Annotated in this window: 21 protein-coding genes; 13 read left to right on the top strand and 8 right to left on the bottom strand. The window is 39.6% G+C overall.

The features are described 5' to 3' along the window. Positions 1 to 2 precede the first annotated feature (2 nt). The 13 genes from xseB (at position 3) to BTA34_RS02095 (ending at position 12,215) form a co-directional block, all read left to right on the top strand. Positions 3 to 266: an exodeoxyribonuclease VII small subunit gene (gene xseB / locus BTA34_RS02155; RefSeq protein ID WP_023580876.1), complete on the top strand. Its 264-nt coding sequence runs from the start codon at positions 3 to 5 to the stop codon at positions 264 to 266. Further along, positions 267 to 1,190 carry a (2E,6E)-farnesyl diphosphate synthase gene (gene ispA, locus BTA34_RS02150; RefSeq protein WP_151434312.1) on the top strand — a complete coding sequence of 308 codons (924 nt, stop codon included), beginning with the start codon at positions 267 to 269 and terminating at the stop codon, positions 1,188 to 1,190. A gap of 66 nt (positions 1,191 to 1,256) precedes the next feature. Beyond that, positions 1,257 to 3,122, top strand: coding sequence for a 1-deoxy-D-xylulose-5-phosphate synthase (gene dxs, locus BTA34_RS02145; RefSeq protein WP_151434311.1), 1,866 nt, complete (start codon positions 1,257 to 1,259; stop codon positions 3,120 to 3,122). Positions 3,123 to 3,461: 339 nt separating this feature from the next. Next, a complete protein-coding gene (rbsD, locus tag BTA34_RS02140; RefSeq protein ID WP_151434310.1) occupies positions 3,462 to 3,881 on the top strand; it encodes a D-ribose pyranase in 420 nt (139 codons plus the stop codon). A gap of 7 nt (positions 3,882 to 3,888) precedes the next feature. Continuing rightward, positions 3,889 to 5,397, top strand: coding sequence for a ribose ABC transporter ATP-binding protein RbsA (gene rbsA / locus BTA34_RS02135; protein ID WP_151434309.1), 1,509 nt, complete (start codon positions 3,889 to 3,891; stop codon positions 5,395 to 5,397). Position 5,398: 1 nt separating this feature from the next. After that, entirely contained in the window at positions 5,399 to 6,364 is a 966-nt protein-coding gene (gene rbsC / locus BTA34_RS02130) for a ribose ABC transporter permease (protein WP_069368591.1), read from the top strand. A gap of 42 nt (positions 6,365 to 6,406) precedes the next feature. Next, entirely contained in the window at positions 6,407 to 7,297 is an 891-nt protein-coding gene (gene rbsB, locus BTA34_RS02125) for a ribose ABC transporter substrate-binding protein RbsB (protein ID WP_151434308.1), read from the top strand. A 78-nt stretch (positions 7,298 to 7,375) separates the two neighbouring features. Continuing rightward, on the top strand, positions 7,376 to 8,302 hold the full coding sequence (gene rbsK / locus BTA34_RS02120) for a ribokinase (RefSeq protein ID WP_151434307.1): 927 nt from the start codon (positions 7,376 to 7,378) through the stop codon (positions 8,300 to 8,302). Between the two features lie 4 nt (positions 8,303 to 8,306). Next, positions 8,307 to 9,314 (top strand): ribose operon transcriptional repressor RbsR, encoded by a 1,008-nt coding sequence (gene rbsR, locus BTA34_RS02115; protein ID WP_265576156.1) that lies wholly within the window; start codon positions 8,307 to 8,309, stop codon positions 9,312 to 9,314. Between the two features lie 129 nt (positions 9,315 to 9,443). Continuing rightward, entirely contained in the window at positions 9,444 to 9,686 is a 243-nt protein-coding gene (gene vapB, locus BTA34_RS02110) for a type II toxin-antitoxin system VapB family antitoxin (RefSeq protein ID WP_099074198.1), read from the top strand. Beyond that, complete coding sequence (gene vapC, locus BTA34_RS02105) at positions 9,679 to 10,083, top strand: type II toxin-antitoxin system tRNA(fMet)-specific endonuclease VapC (RefSeq protein WP_151434306.1); 405 nt, start codon at positions 9,679 to 9,681, stop codon at positions 10,081 to 10,083. The genes vapB and vapC overlap by 8 nt, the downstream gene beginning before the upstream one ends. Before the next feature lie 439 nt (positions 10,084 to 10,522). Beyond that, positions 10,523 to 10,858: a zinc ribbon domain-containing protein YjdM gene (locus tag BTA34_RS02100; protein WP_151434305.1), complete on the top strand. Its 336-nt coding sequence runs from the start codon at positions 10,523 to 10,525 to the stop codon at positions 10,856 to 10,858. Positions 10,859 to 11,318: 460 nt separating this feature from the next. Beyond that, a complete protein-coding gene (locus BTA34_RS02095; RefSeq protein WP_151434304.1) occupies positions 11,319 to 12,215 on the top strand; it encodes a hypothetical protein in 897 nt (298 codons plus the stop codon). A 62-nt stretch (positions 12,216 to 12,277) separates the two neighbouring features. Here the strand turns inward: BTA34_RS02095 and thiL are convergent, their stop codons facing one another. From thiL to yajC, 8 genes are all read right to left on the bottom strand, one after another. After that, complete coding sequence (gene thiL, locus BTA34_RS02090; protein ID WP_151434303.1) at positions 12,278 to 13,261, bottom strand: thiamine-phosphate kinase; 984 nt, start codon at positions 13,259 to 13,261, stop codon at positions 12,278 to 12,280. A gap of 103 nt (positions 13,262 to 13,364) precedes the next feature. Further along, positions 13,365 to 13,778: a transcription antitermination factor NusB gene (gene nusB, locus BTA34_RS02085; RefSeq protein ID WP_006535124.1), complete on the bottom strand. Its 414-nt coding sequence runs from the start codon at positions 13,776 to 13,778 to the stop codon at positions 13,365 to 13,367. 28 nt (positions 13,779 to 13,806) lie between these two features. Continuing rightward, positions 13,807 to 14,277 carry a 6,7-dimethyl-8-ribityllumazine synthase gene (gene ribE / locus BTA34_RS02080; RefSeq protein WP_036932916.1) on the bottom strand — a complete coding sequence of 157 codons (471 nt, stop codon included), beginning with the start codon at positions 14,275 to 14,277 and terminating at the stop codon, positions 13,807 to 13,809. A gap of 213 nt (positions 14,278 to 14,490) precedes the next feature. Continuing rightward, positions 14,491 to 15,645: a bifunctional diaminohydroxyphosphoribosylaminopyrimidine deaminase/5-amino-6-(5-phosphoribosylamino)uracil reductase RibD gene (ribD, locus tag BTA34_RS02075; RefSeq protein ID WP_265576153.1), complete on the bottom strand. Its 1,155-nt coding sequence runs from the start codon at positions 15,643 to 15,645 to the stop codon at positions 14,491 to 14,493. A 70-nt stretch (positions 15,646 to 15,715) separates the two neighbouring features. Further along, positions 15,716 to 16,165: a transcriptional regulator NrdR gene (nrdR, locus tag BTA34_RS02070; RefSeq protein ID WP_006535128.1), complete on the bottom strand. Its 450-nt coding sequence runs from the start codon at positions 16,163 to 16,165 to the stop codon at positions 15,716 to 15,718. 116 nt (positions 16,166 to 16,281) lie between these two features. After that, positions 16,282 to 17,250 carry a protein translocase subunit SecF gene (gene secF / locus BTA34_RS02065; RefSeq protein WP_151434301.1) on the bottom strand — a complete coding sequence of 323 codons (969 nt, stop codon included), beginning with the start codon at positions 17,248 to 17,250 and terminating at the stop codon, positions 16,282 to 16,284. 10 nt (positions 17,251 to 17,260) lie between these two features. Continuing rightward, entirely contained in the window at positions 17,261 to 19,108 is a 1,848-nt protein-coding gene (secD, locus tag BTA34_RS02060; protein ID WP_151434300.1) for a protein translocase subunit SecD, read from the bottom strand. A gap of 32 nt (positions 19,109 to 19,140) precedes the next feature. Next, the gene (yajC, locus tag BTA34_RS02055) at positions 19,141 to 19,476 is read right to left on the bottom strand and encodes a preprotein translocase subunit YajC (protein ID WP_006535133.1); all 336 of its coding nucleotides are present in this window, start codon (positions 19,474 to 19,476) and stop codon (positions 19,141 to 19,143) included. Positions 19,477 to 19,560: the final 84 nt, after the last annotated feature.

Raw genomic sequence — 19,560 nt, 5'->3', positions numbered from 1 at the left:
TTATGGCTAAGAAAACGACACCAATTAACGAAGACATCGCACAAGCACCAAGTTTTGAAGCATCTATGCAAGAACTTGAGCAAATCGTAAACCGTTTAGAATCCGGCGAACTCCCTTTAGAAGAAGCGCTTAATGAATTTGAACATGGCGTTCGTCTAGCCCGTGTTGGACAAAAAACATTACAAGACGCTGAACAGCGTGTTCGTATTCTTCTAAAAGAAGACGATAACGCAACTCCTGATGATTTTATCCAAGAGGCAGAATAATTGAGTAACGCAACTTCAAGTACGGATGCGTTCCGTCATAAATTAGATTCCGCCCACCAGCGTGTTGATGATGCATTAAACCAAGCGCTATCAGCTTTACCATTCACTGACATGCCTCTAGGTAAAGCCATGCATTATGGTGCGCTTTTAGGTGGAAAGCGCTTACGTCCTTTCCTTGTTTATGTAGTGGGTGAAATGTTTAAAGTCCCCGCACTTAACCTTGATGCACCCGCCGCTGCAGTAGAATGTATTCACGCTTATTCTCTCATTCATGATGATTTACCTGCGATGGATAACGATGATTTACGTCGTGGTAAACCGACTTGTCATATTGAGTTTGGTGAAGCCAACGCCATTTTAGCGGGTGATGCATTACAAACTCTATCCTTTGAAATCTTAGCAAAAAATCCGATGCCTGATGTTGCAATGGCCGATCGTGTTGCAATGATTTCAGAATTAGCAACAGCCAGCGGGCTTGCTGGTATGTGTGGCGGTCAGGCTCTTGATCTTGAAGCCGAAGATAAATCGATTGATCTAGCATCTCTTGAAAAAATCCATTTACACAAAACAGGTGCATTAATTCGTGCAGCTGTTCGCTTAGGTGCATTTAGTGCTGGCTCCAAAGGTCATGAAGTATTACCCGCGCTAGATAAATATGCCCACTCTATTGGTCTTGCATTTCAAGTACAAGATGACATTTTAGATGTCATTGGCAGTACGGAAGAAACAGGGAAACGCCAAGGTAGCGACCAAGAGTCAGGGAAAAGCACATATCCAGCACTCCTTGGATTAGAGCAAGCTCAAAAGAAAGCACAGGAATTGTATAACGAAGCACTGGATGCCTTAGCGTTTCTTGAGCAATACGAGTACGATACGACCACGCTTAAACAATTAGCGAGTTTTATCGTCGAACGGAAAAACTAATAAAAAATAAAGAGAGCAGCTTACCTGTTCTTTCCCTATTACAAGTGATTAATTAATAGGCATCACATGAGCATTGATATCGAAAAATATCCCACATTGGCGTTGGTTGAAACACCAGAAGATTTGCGCCTATTACCAAAAGAGAGTTTACCTAAACTCTGTGATGAGCTAAGGCTATTTCTTCTTAACAGTGTCAGCCGCTCAAGTGGTCACTTCGCCTCAGGTTTAGGTGCTATTGAGTTAACGGTTGCTCTTCATTACGTCTACAAAACCCCTTTTGATAACCTGATTTGGGATGTGGGTCATCAGGCCTATCCTCATAAGATCTTAACAGGTCGCCGTGACCGCATTGATACTATCCGTCAAAAGAATGGGTTACACCCCTTTCCTTGGCGTGAAGAGAGCGAATACGACAAACTTTGTGTCGGTCACTCTTCAACCTCTATCAGTGCTGGTTTAGGTATGGCTGTCGCCGCCGAACAAGAAAAGCTGAACAGAAAAACAGTTTGTGTGATTGGTGATGGTGCAATTACTGCGGGTATGGCTTTTGAAGCAATGAATCACGCAGGGGATATTGAACCAGATATGCTCGTTGTACTTAATGACAATGAGATGTCAATTTCAGAAAACGTTGGTGCATTGAATAATCACCTTGCACAATTGTTGTCTGGCAAACTGTATACCACCTTGCGTGAAGGTGGAAAAAAAGTCTTTTCTGGTATTCCACCCATTAAGGAATTACTGAAAAAGACCGAAGAACATATTAAAGGTATGGTTGTTCCAGGCACTATGTTCGAAGAGTTGGGCTTCAACTATATCGGCCCTGTTGATGGTCATGATGTTATTGCGTTAGTACAAACACTCGCCAATATGCGTGATCTAAAAGGTCCTCAGCTTCTGCATATTATGACTAAAAAAGGTCGTGGCTATGCCCCTGCAGAGCGTGATCCTATTAGTTGGCACGCTGTACCTAAGTTTGATCCACAAGCTGGTACATTACCTAAAAGCCCGAATGCACGACCTACATTTTCCAAAATTTTTGGTGACTGGCTATGTGAAGAAGCCTTAACCGATCCAAAACTCATGGCGATTACCCCGGCTATGCGTGAAGGCTCTGGTATGGTGCGTTTTTCAAAAGAATACCCATCACAATACTTTGATGTTGCGATCGCAGAACAACATGCCGTTACCTTTGCAGCAGGTTTAGCTATTGGTGGTTATAAGCCGATTGTTGCGATCTACTCAACATTCTTACAACGCGCCTACGACCAAGTGATCCACGACATTGCCATTCAAAAACTCCCTGTTTTATTTGCTATCGATCGTGGTGGTATTGTGGGCGCAGATGGGCAAACTCACCAAGGTGCTTTTGACCTCTCATTCTTACGCTGCATTCCTAATATGGTCATTATGGCACCAAGTGATGAAAATGAGTGTCGCCAAATGCTTCATACCGGTTATCACTATCAAGATGGCCCTGTTGCCGTACGCTATCCAAGAGGCTCTAGTGTTGGGGCGCAATTGCAACCACTGAATCCACTGCCTATGGGTAAAGGCATTATTCGTCGCCAAGGCAAAGGCATCGCAATTTTGAACTTTGGTACATTACTACCAGAAGCGTTAGAAGTGGCTGAAAAACTTGATGCAACTGTGGCTGATATGCGTTTTATTAAGCCTCTTGATAAATCACTTATCCTTTCTCTGGCTGAACAGCATGATATGTTGGTAACACTGGAAGAGAATGCCATTATGGGTGGTGCTGGCAGTGGTGTTAATGAGTTACTCATGCAAGAGCGTTGCTTAGTACCTGTCTTAAACTTAGGTATACCTGATCTGTTTGTACCACAAGGTGGACAAGAAGAGATCAGATCTGACTTAGGATTAGATGCAGCAGGTATTGAGAAATCGATTAAAGCTTATCAAGATAACTGATTGAATTAAAATGATTAAAAAACCTCTCCTAATTAAATACAGGAGAGGTTAATATATTTTCTAAGCTGTCTTTTATATACTGGTTTACGTCTTCATACCCCATATTGCCGCCCCATTACAATCTTGTTAGCCATCACATTTTTATGTAATTCACTGAAAATAACCACTTCCCTTCTTGAATCCATTCAGCGTTAATTTATTCAATCAGTTAGATTTTTCTTTCTTTTTGCCTGCCAACGAAACGTTTCGATCACGCTCACAATCTGAATAAATCAGACTTGTTTTCCCACCTTTCTTTTCTACTATGTAGACAGCGAAACGTTTCGCTGAGGAGGAAACATGAAAAAAGGTGTATTACTTAATAGTCCTATTTCGAGTGTCATTTCACGTTTAGGGCACACTGACAAAATCACTATTGCAGATGCCGGATTGCCTATTCCCTCCTCTGTTGAACGTATTGATCTTGCTCTTACTCAGGGTATTCCTGACTTTATGTCAGTCTTGCAAACCGTTACTCATGAAATGCAAATCGAAGCGGTGATGCTGGCGGAAGAAATTAAAACCATCAATCCTTCTCTGTTTAATGAAATCATCTCTTACCTTCATTTATTAGAACAAGAGCAGAAGAAACCTATTCAAATCATATATGTTTCACATGAAGCATTTAAAAAGCAACTCACTGAAAATAGAGCTGTTATCAGAACCGGTGAATGTACGCCTTATGCCAATATTGTGTTGTTTTCTGGTGTGACTTTTTGAGGGCAATATGAAACCTTTACTTGAACTTAAAGATATTGATAAGTCATTCCCCGGTGTAAAAGCACTATCAGGTGCAACTTTGCGAATTTACCCTGGCCGAGTAATGGCTTTAGTCGGTGAAAACGGGGCAGGCAAATCAACACTGATGAAAGTACTCACTGGGATCTATAAAAAAGATGCTGGCGAAGTGATTTATCAAGGTGAAAGTTGTGCTTTCAATGGTCCCAAATCTTCCCAAGAAGCAGGAATAGGTATTATTCATCAAGAGCTTAACCTTATTCCAGAATTAACCATCGCAGAAAATATCTTCTTAGGTCGTGAGTTTACACGCGCTTTTGGCGCTATAGATTGGAAGAAAATGTATGCAGAGGCTGATAAGTTATTAGCCCGATTAAACCTTGCTTACAGTAGTCATCGTTTAGTGTCTGAATTATCGATTGGTGATCAGCAAATGGTTGAAATCGCCAAAGTGCTTAGCTTTGGTTCCAAAGTGATTATTATGGATGAACCCACGGATGCCTTAACGGATACTGAAACAGAATCGCTGTTTAGTGTTATTCGTGAGCTAAGAGATCAAGGCTGTGGCATTGTTTATATCTCACACCGCTTAAAAGAGATCTTTGAGATTTGTGATGATGTGACAGTGTTGCGAGATGGTCAGTTTATTGGTGAAAAACCTGTTGCCTCATTAAAAGAAGACACTCTGATTGAAATGATGGTGGGCCGTAAGTTAGAAGACCAATACCCCCGTATTAATATCCCTCAAGGAAAAACCAAACTTAACGTCATTAACCTCAGTGGTGAAGATGTTCACGATGTTAGTTTCTCATTACATGAAAGCGAAATTCTGGGTATCTCAGGATTAATGGGCGCTGGTCGTACTGAGTTAATGAAAATTATCTACGGTGCATTACCCAAAACCAATGGCACTGTTGAATTAGATGGTAAACCCTGCCAAATCAAAAAGCCGGTTGAAGGATTAGAACAAGGTATTGTTTACATCTCTGAAGATAGAAAGCGTGATGGTTTAGTGCTTGGCATGTCAGTAAAAGAAAATATGTCTTTGACTGCACTGCGCTATTTTAGCCGCGGTATGGGGGTTCTTAATCATAAAGAAGAGCAACTCACTGTCGGTGATTTTATTAAATTATTCAATATAAAAACCCCTTCAATGGATCAAACTATTGGCTTTTTATCTGGGGGAAATCAACAAAAAGTGGCTATCGCAAGAGGCCTAATGACTCGCCCTAAAGTGCTTATTCTTGATGAACCCACTCGTGGCGTTGATGTAGGCGCTAAAAAAGAAATTTATCAGCTAATTAATAAATTTAAACAAGAAGGATTAAGCATCATTTTAATTTCTTCTGAAATGCCTGAGGTAATGGGAATGAGTGACCGTATTTTGGTTATGCATGAAGGTCGTATTAGTGGTGAGTTTTCCGCTCACAATGTCACACAAGAAATGCTAATGGCAGCGGCTGTTGGTAAACAATATGACGCTAAAGTAGGAGTTTGATATGAGCACGAATTCAATTCCAGCGTCAAAACGTTGGTTCTCAAAAGCTTGGCTATTAGAGCAAAAATCGCTAATTGCATTGCTACTGCTGATTGTTGTGGTTTCTACCCTCAGCCCTAATTTTTTTACCTTAAATAATATTTTCAATATTCTCCAACAAACCTCGGTTAACGCCATTATGGCGGTTGGAATGACGCTAGTTATTTTAACATCAGGCATTGACCTTTCTGTTGGGTCATTGCTTGCATTAACAGGTGCCGTTGCCGCTTCTATGGTGGGGGCAGATGTTAATGCGCTTGTTGCTGTTGTTGGGGCATTAGCGTTAGGTGCCGCGATTGGTGGTGTAACAGGAATTATCGTTGCTAAAGGTAAAGTTCAAGCCTTTATTGCAACTTTAGTCATGATGTTATTACTACGCGGTGTGACTCGCGTCTATACCGATGGTAGCCCAATAAATACTGGATTTAGCGATAATGCTGATCTGTTTAGTTGGTTTGGTATTGGTCGCCCGTTTGGTATTCCAACCCCAATTTGGCTCATGATGATTGTCTTTTTGAGCGCATGGTATTTACTACATCACACCCGTTTAGGTCGCTATATCTATGCACTAGGGGGTAATGAATCTGCCACTCGCTTATCAGGCATTAGCGTCGATAAAATCAAAATCATCGTTTATTCATTATGTGGTTTATTAGCCGCCCTTGCGAGTGTCATTGAAGTTGCTCGACTTTCATCAGCACAACCAATGGCAGGTAATGGTTATGAGCTAGATGCAATTGCTGCCGTTGTTCTGGGTGGCACCAGTCTTGCGGGCGGTAAAGGTCGTATTATCGGTACATTAATTGGTGCGCTTATTCTAGGCTTCTTAAATAATGCACTGAATTTATTAGGAATATCATCAAACTATCAAATGATAGTAAAAGCGGTGGTCATCTTACTTGCTGTTTTGGTAGATAACAAAAAATAACTCTCTATTCTCTTAATCCGAACCCCGACAGGAACTTATATTATGAAACTCAAAAAAATGGCGACACTTCTTTCTGTTGTTGCATTAAGCGCCACAATCAGCGCCAATGCATTAGCAAAAGAATCGATCGCGCTTGTTATCTCAACACTGAACAACCCTTTCTTTGTCACCATGAAAGACAGTGCGCAGAAAGAGGCAAATAGATTAGGTTACGACCTTGTTGTTCTAGACTCTATGGATAACCCGGCTAAAGAGCTTGCTAACGTGCAAGATCTCACAGTGAAAGGCACACGCTTAATGCTTATTAACCCAACAGATTCAGATGCTGTGGGGAATGCCGTTATTTTAGCCAATAAAGCCAAAATCCCAGTTATCACCTTAGACCGTGTTGCAAACAAAGGTGAAGTCGTCAGCCACGTCGCTTCAGATAACCGCCTTGGCGGTAAAATGGCGGGCGATTATATTGCTGAAAAAGTTGCTAATGACGCCAAAGTCATTCAATTAGAAGGGATCACTGGAACATCGGCATCTCGTGAGCGTGGTGAAGGTTTTAAACAAGCCGTTGATGCTCATAAACTGAATATACTTGCAAGCCAACCCGCTGATTTTGATCGCACAAAAGGTCTTAACGTGATGCAAAATCTGTTAACTGCATATCCTGCGGTTCAAGCTGTTTTTGCGCAAAATGATGAAATGGCATTAGGTGCATTACGTGCATTGCAAACTGCCGGTCGTACTGATGTATTAGTCATTGGTTTCGATGGTACCGATGATGGGATCAAAGCAGTAAACCGTGGCATGTTAGGTGCAACCATTGCTCAACGCCCAGATCAAATTGGTATTATCGGCATTCAAACTGCAGATAAAATTCTCAAAGGCGAGAAAGTGGATGCAACAATCCCTGTCGAGCTTGAGTTAGTTATTAAAAAATAACAACAATAAATACCACGGAGTGATATTGCTCCGTGGTAGTTTTAATCATTAAAACACGTTTTCACAAGGATAAAGGCTATGACAACACCTCGCCTTGCTGTTCTAGGTAGCATCAATGTTGACCACATTATGAATATTTCACAATTTCCAAAACCCGGTGAAACCATTATTGGTCATCAATACAAAATAGCCTTTGGTGGTAAAGGTGCAAATCAAGCTGTGGCTTGTGGTCGAAGTGGCGCTGATATTACCTTTATTGCTTGTGTCGGTGATGATGCAATTGGTAGTGAAATAATCTCTCAGCTTAAAACAGATAATATTCATATTGATGCAATTAGTATTATTCCGCAGACACCAACGGGTGTTGCGATGATCCTTGTTAATGAGCAAGGTGAAAACGTAATTAGTATTGTTGCAGGTGCGAATGGCGCATTAACGCCTACACATTTTCAGCAGTATCATCATGTTGTAGAGCATGCTGATGCCTTACTGATGCAATTAGAATCACCGTTAGAGACTGTTTTTGAAGCCGCAAAACTGGCAAAATCACATCAAACTAAAGTCATTTTAAATCCCGCACCAGCACAACCTTTATCTGATGAATTTCTGAGTTTTATTGATGTTATCACTCCAAATGAGACGGAAGCCGAAATATTAACAGGCGTTTCTGTGCATGATGAAGCGGGTGCAGCAAAAGCGGCCGAAATTTTACATCGTAAAGGTATCAAACAAGTACTTATCACTTTGGGTAGCCGTGGCGTATGGTTTAGTGAACATGGGCAAGGCATGATAATTCCTGGATTTCGTGTCGATGCTGTTGATACCATTGCCGCAGGTGATACATTTAACGGTGCATTTGTCACTGCAATATTAGAAGGGCAACCTTCCGTTGAGGCTATCCGTTTTGCTCACGCAGCAGCAGCAATTGCAGTTACACGTCATGGTGCGCAATCTTCTGTTCCTTGGCGTCATGAAATCGGATCATTTTTAGCAGAGCGAGCATAGTACTTTGGCAACAATGAAAGATGTCGCCCGTTTGGCGGGCGTTTCGACATCAACTGTTTCTCACGTTATCAATAACAATCGTTATGTTAGCGAAGGTATTCGTAAAAAGGTTAACGACGCTATCGAAACCTTAAATTACGCGCCTTCTGCTTTAGCACGCAGTTTAAAAATGAACTGTACTCACACTATTGGAATGTTAGTAACAGCCAGTAGTAACCCGTTCTATGCAGAAGTTGTTCGCGGTGTTGAACGCAGTTGTTACGAAAAAGGTTATAGCCTTATTTTATGTAACACCGAAGGTGATTACGAGCGCATGGATAGTAGCCTTGAAACCTTGCTACAAAAACGTGTTGATGGCTTATTATTGATGTCAACAGAAGCCAGAGCGCCTTCTCATGAAGTTCTAAATCGTTATCCTCGTTTACCTATGGTTATGATGGATTGGTCCCCGTTTGAATACGGGGGAGATATTATTCAAGATAACTCTTTGCTCGGAGGAGAAATCGCAACCCATTATCTGATTGAAAAAGGCTTTACTGAAATTGCCTGTATTGCAGGTCCGCAAGATAAACTCCCGGCAAAACATCGTTTGCAAGGTTATTACAATGCGATGCAAAAAGCGGGATTAGCTATTCGAGAAGAGTTTGTGTTGACCAGTGATTTTGAATTTGCAGGTGGATTTAACGCAATGCAAAAATTACTCTCACTTTCTGTCTTACCGCAAGCTGTTTTTACCTGTAATGACGCGATGGCAGTTGGTGCTTATCAAGCCATTTATCAAAAGGGGTTGCGTGTCCCAGATGATATTTCCGTCATGGGTTATGACGATATCGACCTAGCCTCTTATATGATCCCACCGCTTTCGACTATTCACCAACCTAAAGATGAATTGGGAAAACTCGCTGTCAGCCAATTATTACATCGCATGGAAAATATCGATGCTGATGATAATGTTCTGGTGCTTACACCCAAACTTATAGAGCGTGGCTCGGTGATAAATAATAGAAAATAACCTATTATATTAATAAGTTACTAGGATGTGTATATATTAAATACAACATGTTTGGTATCCTATTAAAACTGCTATATACTTATGCTATATACTTATGCTATATAGCAGTAATTGATAGGAGCTATTACTATGATCCAGCATGGCAAAGTATTTATGAGCAATAGAACACAAAATGTTCGTTTACCCGCTGAGACTCGATTTCCTGATGATGTAAAAGAAGTTTTTGTTCGCGTCAAAGGAAAAGAAAGAATAATCACACCTATACAAAATGCATGGGATAGCTTTTTCTTATCAGATCAGTCTGTAACAGATGATTTTTTATCTGAAAGACCTGATCAAGTCACAAGTGAAAGAGAATCCTTTGATGATTAAATACCTGTTAGATACAAACATCGTTATATTTACCATTAAACGCAGACCTGAGTTTTTGCTACCGAAATTTAATCAACATGCAGAACAATTAGCTATTTCTACAATCACACTCGCTGAGCTAGTTTTTGGTGCTGAAAAAAGTTTAAATTCAACTAAAAACTTAGCTACAGTTAACGACTTTGTTTCTCGACTCACTGTTTTATCTTACGATGAGCTAGCCGCTTTTCATTACGGAGATATAAGAGCAACACTTGAGAAACAAGGAAAACGCATTGGTGATAATGAGTTACACATAGCAGCACATGCTAGAAGTAAAGGGCTAATCGTAGTGACAAATAATACTCGAGAATTTGAAAGAGTTGATGGATTAAGGATTGAGGATTGGACTCATCATTAATTCAGATATCCAAACTTATAGAGCGTGACTCGGTGATAGATTTCATAAAATAATAACAAGAAGATTAACACTATTATTAATGATGCTCTCATTTAAGATGAGGGCATTTATTTTTAGTGATATTTATAAAATTATTAATTTAATATCAATAAGTTAATTAAAAACTAAAATCACCTCTATTTGTCTTTATTTTCAACTTAGCTCTCTATATCTAATCTACTTTTCCTCATTCGTTATGTCATAACCCGTGAAAGATGCAAATTTCCATCAAATCTATTATACTATCGCCCTTTCACATTATCAGAAGCAGTACCATTTAGGGGATTGCTTAGAACTTTCACTCTTAAACGATAATGTGTCCTTTAATTTATGGGGCAAGTGTTATCCTCATTGTGACGATTAATCGCTTCCCATTTTGATAAAATTTGAGAGTATTATTATGTCATTACCTTCTTGTCCTAAGTGCAATTCAGAATACACCTATGAAGATGGTGCAATGTATATGTGTCCTGAATGTGCCCATGAATGGAACGATGCTGAACCTGTTGCTGAAAGCGATGAATTGATTGTTAAAGATGCTAACGGTAACTTATTAGCCGATGGCGATTCAGTGACTGTGATTAAAGATCTCAAAGTCAAAGGTAGCTCAACCATGCTAAAAATTGGTACTAAAGTAAAAGGTATCCGTTTAGTGGAAGGCGACCATAACATTGATTGTAAAATTGATGGTTTTGGACCAATGAAATTAAAATCTGAATTTGTGAAGAAAAACTAAGATAAATTAATAATACTTTTATTAATTCATTCAGATATTATCAGCATTCTCAAAGGCGCTTATTAAGCGCCTTTTTATATAAAATTATAAATAAGTATTTAAGTATTTAAGTATTTAAGTATTTAAGTATTTAAGTATTTAAGTATTTAAGTATTTAAGTATTTAAGTATTTAAGTATTTAAGTATTTAAGTATTTAAGTATTTAAGTATTTAAGTATTTAAGTATTTAAGTATTTAAGTATTTAAGTATTTAAGTATTTAAGTATTTAAGTATTTAAGTATTTAAGTATTTAAGTATTTAAGTATTTAAGTATTTAAGTATTTAAGTATTTAAGTATTTAAGTATTTAAGTATTTAAGTATTTAAGTATTTAAACATCATAATTATTTTCACTTTTTACCCTCAACACTATAGAATAATTAAATTCTCTTTTTTTAATAAGATCATACCATTACAACTAATGACAACGATTATCTCTCAGAATTTAACATTTGTAGCTGCCGATAGATTATGGACTGATTGTAATGATAATCCTGCTCCACCTCCTTTTAAAAAGTTTTATATTCTTGACGATAGTATTATATTCTATTCAGGTTATATCAATGCAATATTAGCGATATTAGCATTTTATATTGGAGATAATATAGGTATAGATGAAGAATACGCTACATTAATAGGCATTCTTTCAAATATGGATGAAGATATCTGTGAATTTATTGAAGTAGATAGAACTAATGGGGAAGTTGTCTATTTTCAAGGTGCAATTACACAAGAAAACGGTAATTATATTTTTTATGGTGCTGGCTCCGGCTCTGAATATGCGATTGAATGTTATATTAATAGTATCCAAGTTATCACTATAAATGGTCATTATTATGATTTTATCAAATATGGCGATCATTTTATTAAAATAAGTATGGATTCAGCGTCTACAAGAGATCGATGTTCAGGTGGTGGATTTGATTATATTAAGTGGTTAGAAGAAGATCTCATTATTGATAAACTCAATTGGTTGGATACAGAAACAATAGAGCAATATAATCAAAAAATTCTCGATTTAATTAGAGAAAATTGTGGTAATAAAAAAGAATTGAGTGAACTAATATCAATGATGGATGATGAACGAGAAAGAGATCAAGAGGAATTAGAACGAGAAATCAAATCTATTGACAGCTTATTTTCTCATGAGCATAATCCAATCAAGGATCCGCAACTAAAAGGAGACTCTCGCATGAATGATTCGACTAAGCCCCCAACAAGAGTTGCAGTAAAAACATCAGGCGCAAACAGAGGTGTTATACTCGATATAGCTTCAATAAAAAATCGTATAGCTAAACGTAAAGCTACGAGAAGCTAATTAGCGGTTTCTTCAAAAGATCTTCAAAGGCGCTTATTAAGCGCCTTTTGTGTAGATAAACTTTACTCGTTACTCTCACTAAAGTGATCAAAACCTTTAAGATTAGGGTAAACATCTTTGCCATTTCGTAAATAACGAATACCTTCAGCAATCGGCATTATTTGCCCTATACAATGAAAATCTGCACCTGTATGCGCTAATGCAATCTCTAAAGCGCCACGGTTGATTTCAGGTACGGTAAAGCAAAGCTCGTAATCTTCACCGCCACTTAATGCCCAAACCTCTGCTTGTTCTTCGCTCACTTCCGCTTTCATCGCTGGTGAGTAAGGTAATGCATCTAAATTTAAACGCGCACCACAACCACTTGCTGTGAGAATATGATCCAAATCTGAAATCAGCCCATCAGAAATATCAATCGCAGATGTCGCTAAATGGCGTAATGCTTGACCTTGCAATAAACGAGGTTGAGGACGTAAATGCCTTGCAACAAAATAATCACTATGCTCTTTTTCTGTCGGCTGTAATCGATTTTGTAATACAGCAAGCCCTGCCGCGCTATCACCTAAAAAACCCGTAACATAGATCCAATCGCCAATTTTAGCACCGGAACGAAGTAATGCAGTTCCTTGTGGGACAAGCCCTTGTATTGTAATTGTTAAGCTCAGAGGGCCACGAGTGGTATCACCACCGATTAGCTGGATTGCATAATACTCAGCTAACGCAAAGAAGGAGCGACTAAATGCCTCAAGCCATTCACTGTTTGTATCAGGAAGCGTTAAAGCCAATGAAGCCCAAGAAGGATCTGCACCAACGGCAGCTAAATCACTAATATTTACAGCAAGTGCTTTATAGGCTAAATCTTCAGGTGAGATAGATGGAAGAAAGTGAATGCCACTCACTAAAGTATCGGTACTAATCGCGACTTGCTGCTTTTCAGGTACCGTCAAGATTGCGCAGTCATCTCCAATTCCTGTACTCACATCTTTTCGTTTTACAGGCTGTGAAGTGAAATATTGCTTAATAAGGGAGAATTCACCACAAGGCATTATCTATTTCCTATTTAGCTGTGCATACTAAACGAGTTTTATTAAACAAAAGGCCGGAAATACCGGCCTTGAATTATTTACCATAGAGGAAACGTGAAAAACGTTATTTTTTACGTACAGTTGGTGCAGCTTTATCAAGCACGCCATTAACAAATTTATGGCTATCGTCAGCACCAAATACCTTAGCCAGTTCAATCGCTTCGTTAATCGCAACTTTGTAAGGAACATCTTCACGGAAGCTAAGTTCAAACATTGCTAAACGTAAAATTGCTTTTTCAACTTGACCTAACTCTTCAAGTTGGCGGGATAAATAAGGTTCCATCGCCTTATCTAAACGTGTTGCATTAATGGCAACACCCACTAAAAGCTCACGAAAATAAGCAATATCTACACCTTGGGTATCCTGCTCGGATAAAAACTCCAATTCCACATCCGCGATGTCATTTCCGGATAATTGCCATGAGTAGATAGCCTGAACAGCACACTCACGAGCACGACGACGAGCAGCAGGTTTCACAAAATTCCCCTTAAGTTAAAACAGATGATTAGCCTTTTATGGCTTTAAGTACATTGATCATTTCAAGTGCTGTCATTGCCGCTTCAGCACCTTTGTTGCCCGCTTTCGTTCCAGCGCGTTCAATAGCCTGTTCAATATTTTCAGTGGTTAAAACACCAAAAGTCACAGGGATCTCACTTTGCATCGCAACTTGAGATAAACCAGAACTACATTCGCCAGCAACGTATTCAAAATGTGCGGTTCCACCACGGATAACAGTACCTAACGCGATAACTGCATCGTATTTGTCGCTTTCGGCTAATGCTTTAACCGTTAAGGGCAACTCATAAGCGCCTGGAACCCAAACGACGGTAATATTTTCAGAGGAAACTTGTCCAATGCGTTCTAATGCATCAACCGCACCTTCTAATAGGCTGTCGTTGATGAAGTTATTAAAACGGGCAATTGCAATTGCTACGCGTGCGTTTGGCGCCGCGACAACACCTTTGATTACGTTCATAGGTTACCTTTTTCTCCTATCCGCGGGGGCGCGGATTTTATCATATTCTTTCCCTTACTGCGCTCTGTTTTATTATTACACAGCAAAGGAGCCAAAAACCCTTGATAAATCAAGGCATTTAGTTGGCTGATAACGATGTCGTAACGACAGGAAATAACACACACGGCGCCATTTTACTACAAATAGCGCCGTAGACACACTTATTTACGTCTATTAATAACGAGGTTTTAAACAAACTCTGATATCAGAGCCAATTTGTTGAAGAGAATCTACTGTAAATTCAGGTGCTTCTGATAATGATGAAAGTGGAGAAAGTGCAAATAATCCACGCGCATCATCGCCTAAAATTTTAGGTGCAATATAAATAATAAGCTCATCAACAAGCCCAGCCTCTAATAATGCACCAGCAAAATGAGCGCCACTTTCAACCCATACGGTATTGATATTGCGTTTACCCAATTGCATCATTAATAAAACTAAATCCACGCCACTGTTTTTGCCATTCGTTGGCAATAGGATTTCAGATACATTGCCTTGCCAGTCACTTGGCTGTGATTTTGTACGCGCCAACCAGCATTCGCCTTCAATTTGAGTGATTTTATGATCTTCAGTCACTCTATTTTGGCTATCAGCAACAATACGAATAGGTTGACGTAATGTTTCTTCTGGATAAATGGCTTTTATCTCATCTGAAAGCTCTTCCCAACGTACATTCATAGAAGGGTTGTCAGCAAGCACTGTCGCACTTGTGGTTAAAATAGCGCTAGCTTTTGCTCGGAAATTTTGTACATCCCGACGAGATGCTTTAGAGGTTATCCATTGGCTTTCACCTGACGCTAATGCCGTTTTACCATCTAAAGATGCACCTAATTTTAGCTGGATATAAGGGAAACTGGTTCTCATGCGTTTAAAAAAGCCAACATTCAATTTCTCAGCTTCTTGCATTAAAACACCGTGTGAAACATCAATTCCGGCTGATAATAATTTGTGTAATCCTCGTCCTGCAACCAGAGGATTGGGATCTTGCATCGCAGCAACAACGCGTTTTATGCCTGCATTAATCAAAGCATCAGAACAAGGTGGTGTTTTACCAAAGTGGCTACAAGGCTCTAGTGTGACATAAGCTGTCGCCCCTTTTGCTTTATCTCCAGCCATTCTTAAGGCATTGACTTCAGCATGAGGACCACCTGCGTGATGGTGATAACCTTCACCAATAATCTCACCTTCTTTTACAATCACACACCCCACATTAGGATTAGGCGATGTTGTAAAACGACCTAATGCTGCAAGCTCTATGGCTCGACGCATATAGTGTTCATCTTGCAGACTTTCATTTTCACTTGGATTGTTGCTGTTGTTATTTATCATAATAATTACATGTAATTTTATTATTTATCGTTATTTTTCAAATCATTAAATAAAGCACAATATTAATGTATTAATCCTGTAATTTTGCAATTTCTTCACCAAAATCACGGATGTCTTCAAAACTACGATAAACAGAAGCAAAGCGAATATAAGCCACTTTATCGAGTTTCTTTAGTTGTTCCATAACAAAATTGCCAATTTCTTTTGAAGGGATTTCTCTTTCACCCGTGGCTCTTAATTGTGATTTAATATGGCTTATTGCAGCTTCAACATCGTCTGAACTCACTGGACGCTTTTCTAATGCTTTAAGCATGCCTCGACGAAGTTTCTCTTCATCAAAAGGCTCACGTATTTCATCACTTTTCACAACACGAGGCATCACTAACTCTGCTACTTCAAAGGTAGTAAAACGTTCATGGCAAACAAGACATTGGCGACGACGGCGCACTTGTGAACCATCACCAACAAGTCTGGAATCAATTACCTTGGTATCTACGGCTCCACAAAATGGGCAATGCATAGTTATTCCTACTTTTGACAACACTCATAAACAGTGTACCTGTTCAGTGAACAAAAAACACCCTGTCAGTATATACTGGCAGGGTGTTTGCGATGTTTTATCAGAAAAACGCTCTATTATGGTAAGAGTGTTGTCTGATCGGCACCCTCTTTTTCCACTTTTTGCACAATCAAGTGTTCACGTTTCATTCCCATTTTCAGTGCTAATGCAGAAGCCACATAAATAGAAGAAATAGTACCGATTGAAACACCGATTAACATAACTAAAGAGAAGCCTTGAAGCATTGAACCACCAAAGATATACAGCATTAATACAACTAATAATGTTGTTGCTGATGTCATGATGGTACGGCTTAACGTCTGCGTAAGAGAAACGTTCATAATTTCATATGATGTTCCTCGACGAATTTTACGGAAGTTCTCACGAATACGGTCTGATACAACGATACTATCGTTCAGTGAGTAACCGATAACAGACATCAATGACGCCACAATGGTTAAGTCAACTTCTATGTGGAACAGTGAAAGAACACCCAGTGTTATCACCACGTCATGCGCAAGTGCAATAACCGCACCTAACGCCAAACGCCATTCAAAACGGAATCCAACATAGATAAGAATACAGATAAGTGCGGATAATAACGCCATTGCACCTGTTTGAGCCAATTCACTACCAACACTAGGCCCCACAAATTCAATACGTTTTACCACTGCATCGTTATCAACTTCAGCATTGATAACATCGATGACTTTCTTACCTAATTCTTGACCTGCCTGTCCTTCAACAGGAGGCATACGCACCATAATATCGCGACTGCTACCAAAGTTTTGTAACAGAGGATCTTTAAAACCCGCTGCATCTAGGCTATCACGCATTTTATCAAGGTCGGCTGGTTGACTGAGATTGATCTCAATTACTGTACCACCTGTAAAATCCAGTCCCCAGTTAAATCCTTTCACGGAAATGATAGCAATTGACGCTATCAAAAGCAGAAACGAAATAGTAAAGGCGACGTTGTCCCAACGCATAAAGTCAATGACTCTACGACCATGGTTTAATTGTTCAACAGTATAATCCTGTGCCACAACGTGCTCCTTAAATAGACAGTTTCTTAACGCGTTTACCACCATACAACAGGTTTACAATCGCACGAGTACCGACGATAGCGGTAAACATGGATGTTGCAACCCCGATTGCAGTTGTGATAGCAAAGCCTTTAATTGAGCCGGTACCGACTGCATAAAGGATCACAGCTGTAATTAATGTGGTTAAGTTCGCATCAATAATACTGGAGAAGGCACCTTTATAACCTTCATGGATTGCTTGTTGTACTGAACGTCCATTACGTAACTCTTCTTTGATACGTTCGTTTATCAGTACGTTGGCATCGACGGCGACGGCAAGTGTTAATACGATACCTGCAATACCCGGCATAGTCAGTGTTGCGCCCGGTAATAGTGACATTACCCCAACGATTAACACTAAGTTTGCCATTAATGCAGTACTCGCAATCACACCAAATTTACGATAATAAATTATCATAAAGGCAACAGACGCAATCAGACCCCATAAACACGCTTCTAAACCTTGGGTAATATTTTGCAGACCCAAAGTTGGACCAATCGTTCTTTCTTCAACGATTTGAATAGGTGCAATCAACGCACCAGCACGTAATAACAGAGACAATTGGCGTGCTTCATTGGCATTTGAAATACCCGTAATACGGAAGCTATTTCCTAAACGACTCTGAATATTCGCAACGTTGATAACTTCTTCGCTTTTAACTAATACCGCACGGTCATTCTCATCGCGCTTACCGCTGTCTTTATACTCTACGAACAGTGTCGCCATCGGTTTACCGACGTTGTCTTTCGTAAAGTTAGACATGATAGAACCACCCGCGCTATCAAGTGAAATATTCACTTGAGGTTGACCATATTCATCAGCTTGAGAAGTTGAATCAGTAATGTGGTCACCCGTTAAAATAACGCGTTTATAAAGAATAGTTGGTCTACCTTCACGGGTATATTTCACTTCTGAATCACCCGGAATACGACCTGTTTCTAAAGCAGAAGGATCAACAGTGGTATTGACTAAACGGAATTCTAATGTTGCTGTCGCACCTAAGATTTCTTTAGCACGCGCGGTATCTTGGATACCTGGTAATTCAACAACAATTCGGTCAGCACCTTGACGTTGGACTAATGGCTCTGCAACACCTAGCTGGTTAACACGATTACGTAAGATTGTGATATTTTGCTGTACTGCATAAGTACGCGCATCACGTAAACGTTCGTCAGTAAAAATAGCTCTTAATGAGTTATTTGCGCCATCTCTAAAAATGAGATCTTGATTACGACGAGTTAGGTAATCTGAAGCTTTAGAGCGATCATCCGAATTACGGAAACGGATTTCAACGCCATAGTTATCCGTTTTACGGATAGATGAATATGGAATGCCTTCGTCACGTAATAATGTACGTAGACTTTCAACATTTTGTTCCTGAAGTTTACCTAACGCGGTTTCCATATCAACTTCCATCAAGAAGTGAACACCACCACGTAAGTCTAATCCCAGTTTCATCGGCTCCCCACCAATGGCTTCTAACCATTTTGGTGTTGCCGGAGCAAGGTTAAGTGCAACAATGAACTGGTCGCCTAATGCAGGCAACAACACTTCGCGAGCACGTAACTGAATATCAGGGTTACCGAAACGAGCCAAAATCGCACCATTTTCAAGTGCAATAGATTTCGCTTCAATTTTTTCTTTATCTAATAAAGATCGAACTTGATCCAGTGTTTGCTCATTGGCGGCGGTTCCCCGCGCGCCAGTGATTTGAACAGCCGGATCCTCTCCATATAGGTTAGGAAGTGCGTAAAGCAGACCGATGAGGATAGCGAATATCAACATCAGGTACTTCCACAAAGGATAACGGTTTAGCACGGCAGTTCCCTTTTCCCTTTGGGGAAATGTTATTAAATAGCTTTCATTGTGCCTTTAGGTAATACAGCGGCAACAAAGTCACGTTTGATAGTTACTTCAGTTGTTTCATTCAGAGCAACAACGATATAGCCGTTATCTGAAACCTTAACAACACGACCAATTAAACCACCCGTCGTTAAAACTTCATCACCTTTACCAATAGAATCCATCAGTTTACGATGTTCTTTAGTACGTTTTTGCTGTGGACGTAGGATCATAAAATAGAAAATCAGAATAAAGATCACTAACATCGGTAAAATAGACATAAAGCTAGCTTCAGGTGCTGCTTGTCCAGCAGAAGCAACAGCATCAGAAATGAAAAAACTCATTCACTTTTCCTCATTGTTGTCGATATCGACGATATTCAAGTTATAAGCCCAATATCATACACAGTATTGGGCTTTCTCGTATAC

This window comes from Proteus sp. CD3 (genome assembly GCF_008808075.1).
GTDB classification, from domain to species: Bacteria; Pseudomonadota; Gammaproteobacteria; order Enterobacterales; family Enterobacteriaceae; genus Proteus; species Proteus appendicitidis.
The sequence above is the reverse complement of the archived record's forward strand: the minus strand, read 5'-3'. Positions and strand labels throughout refer to the sequence as shown.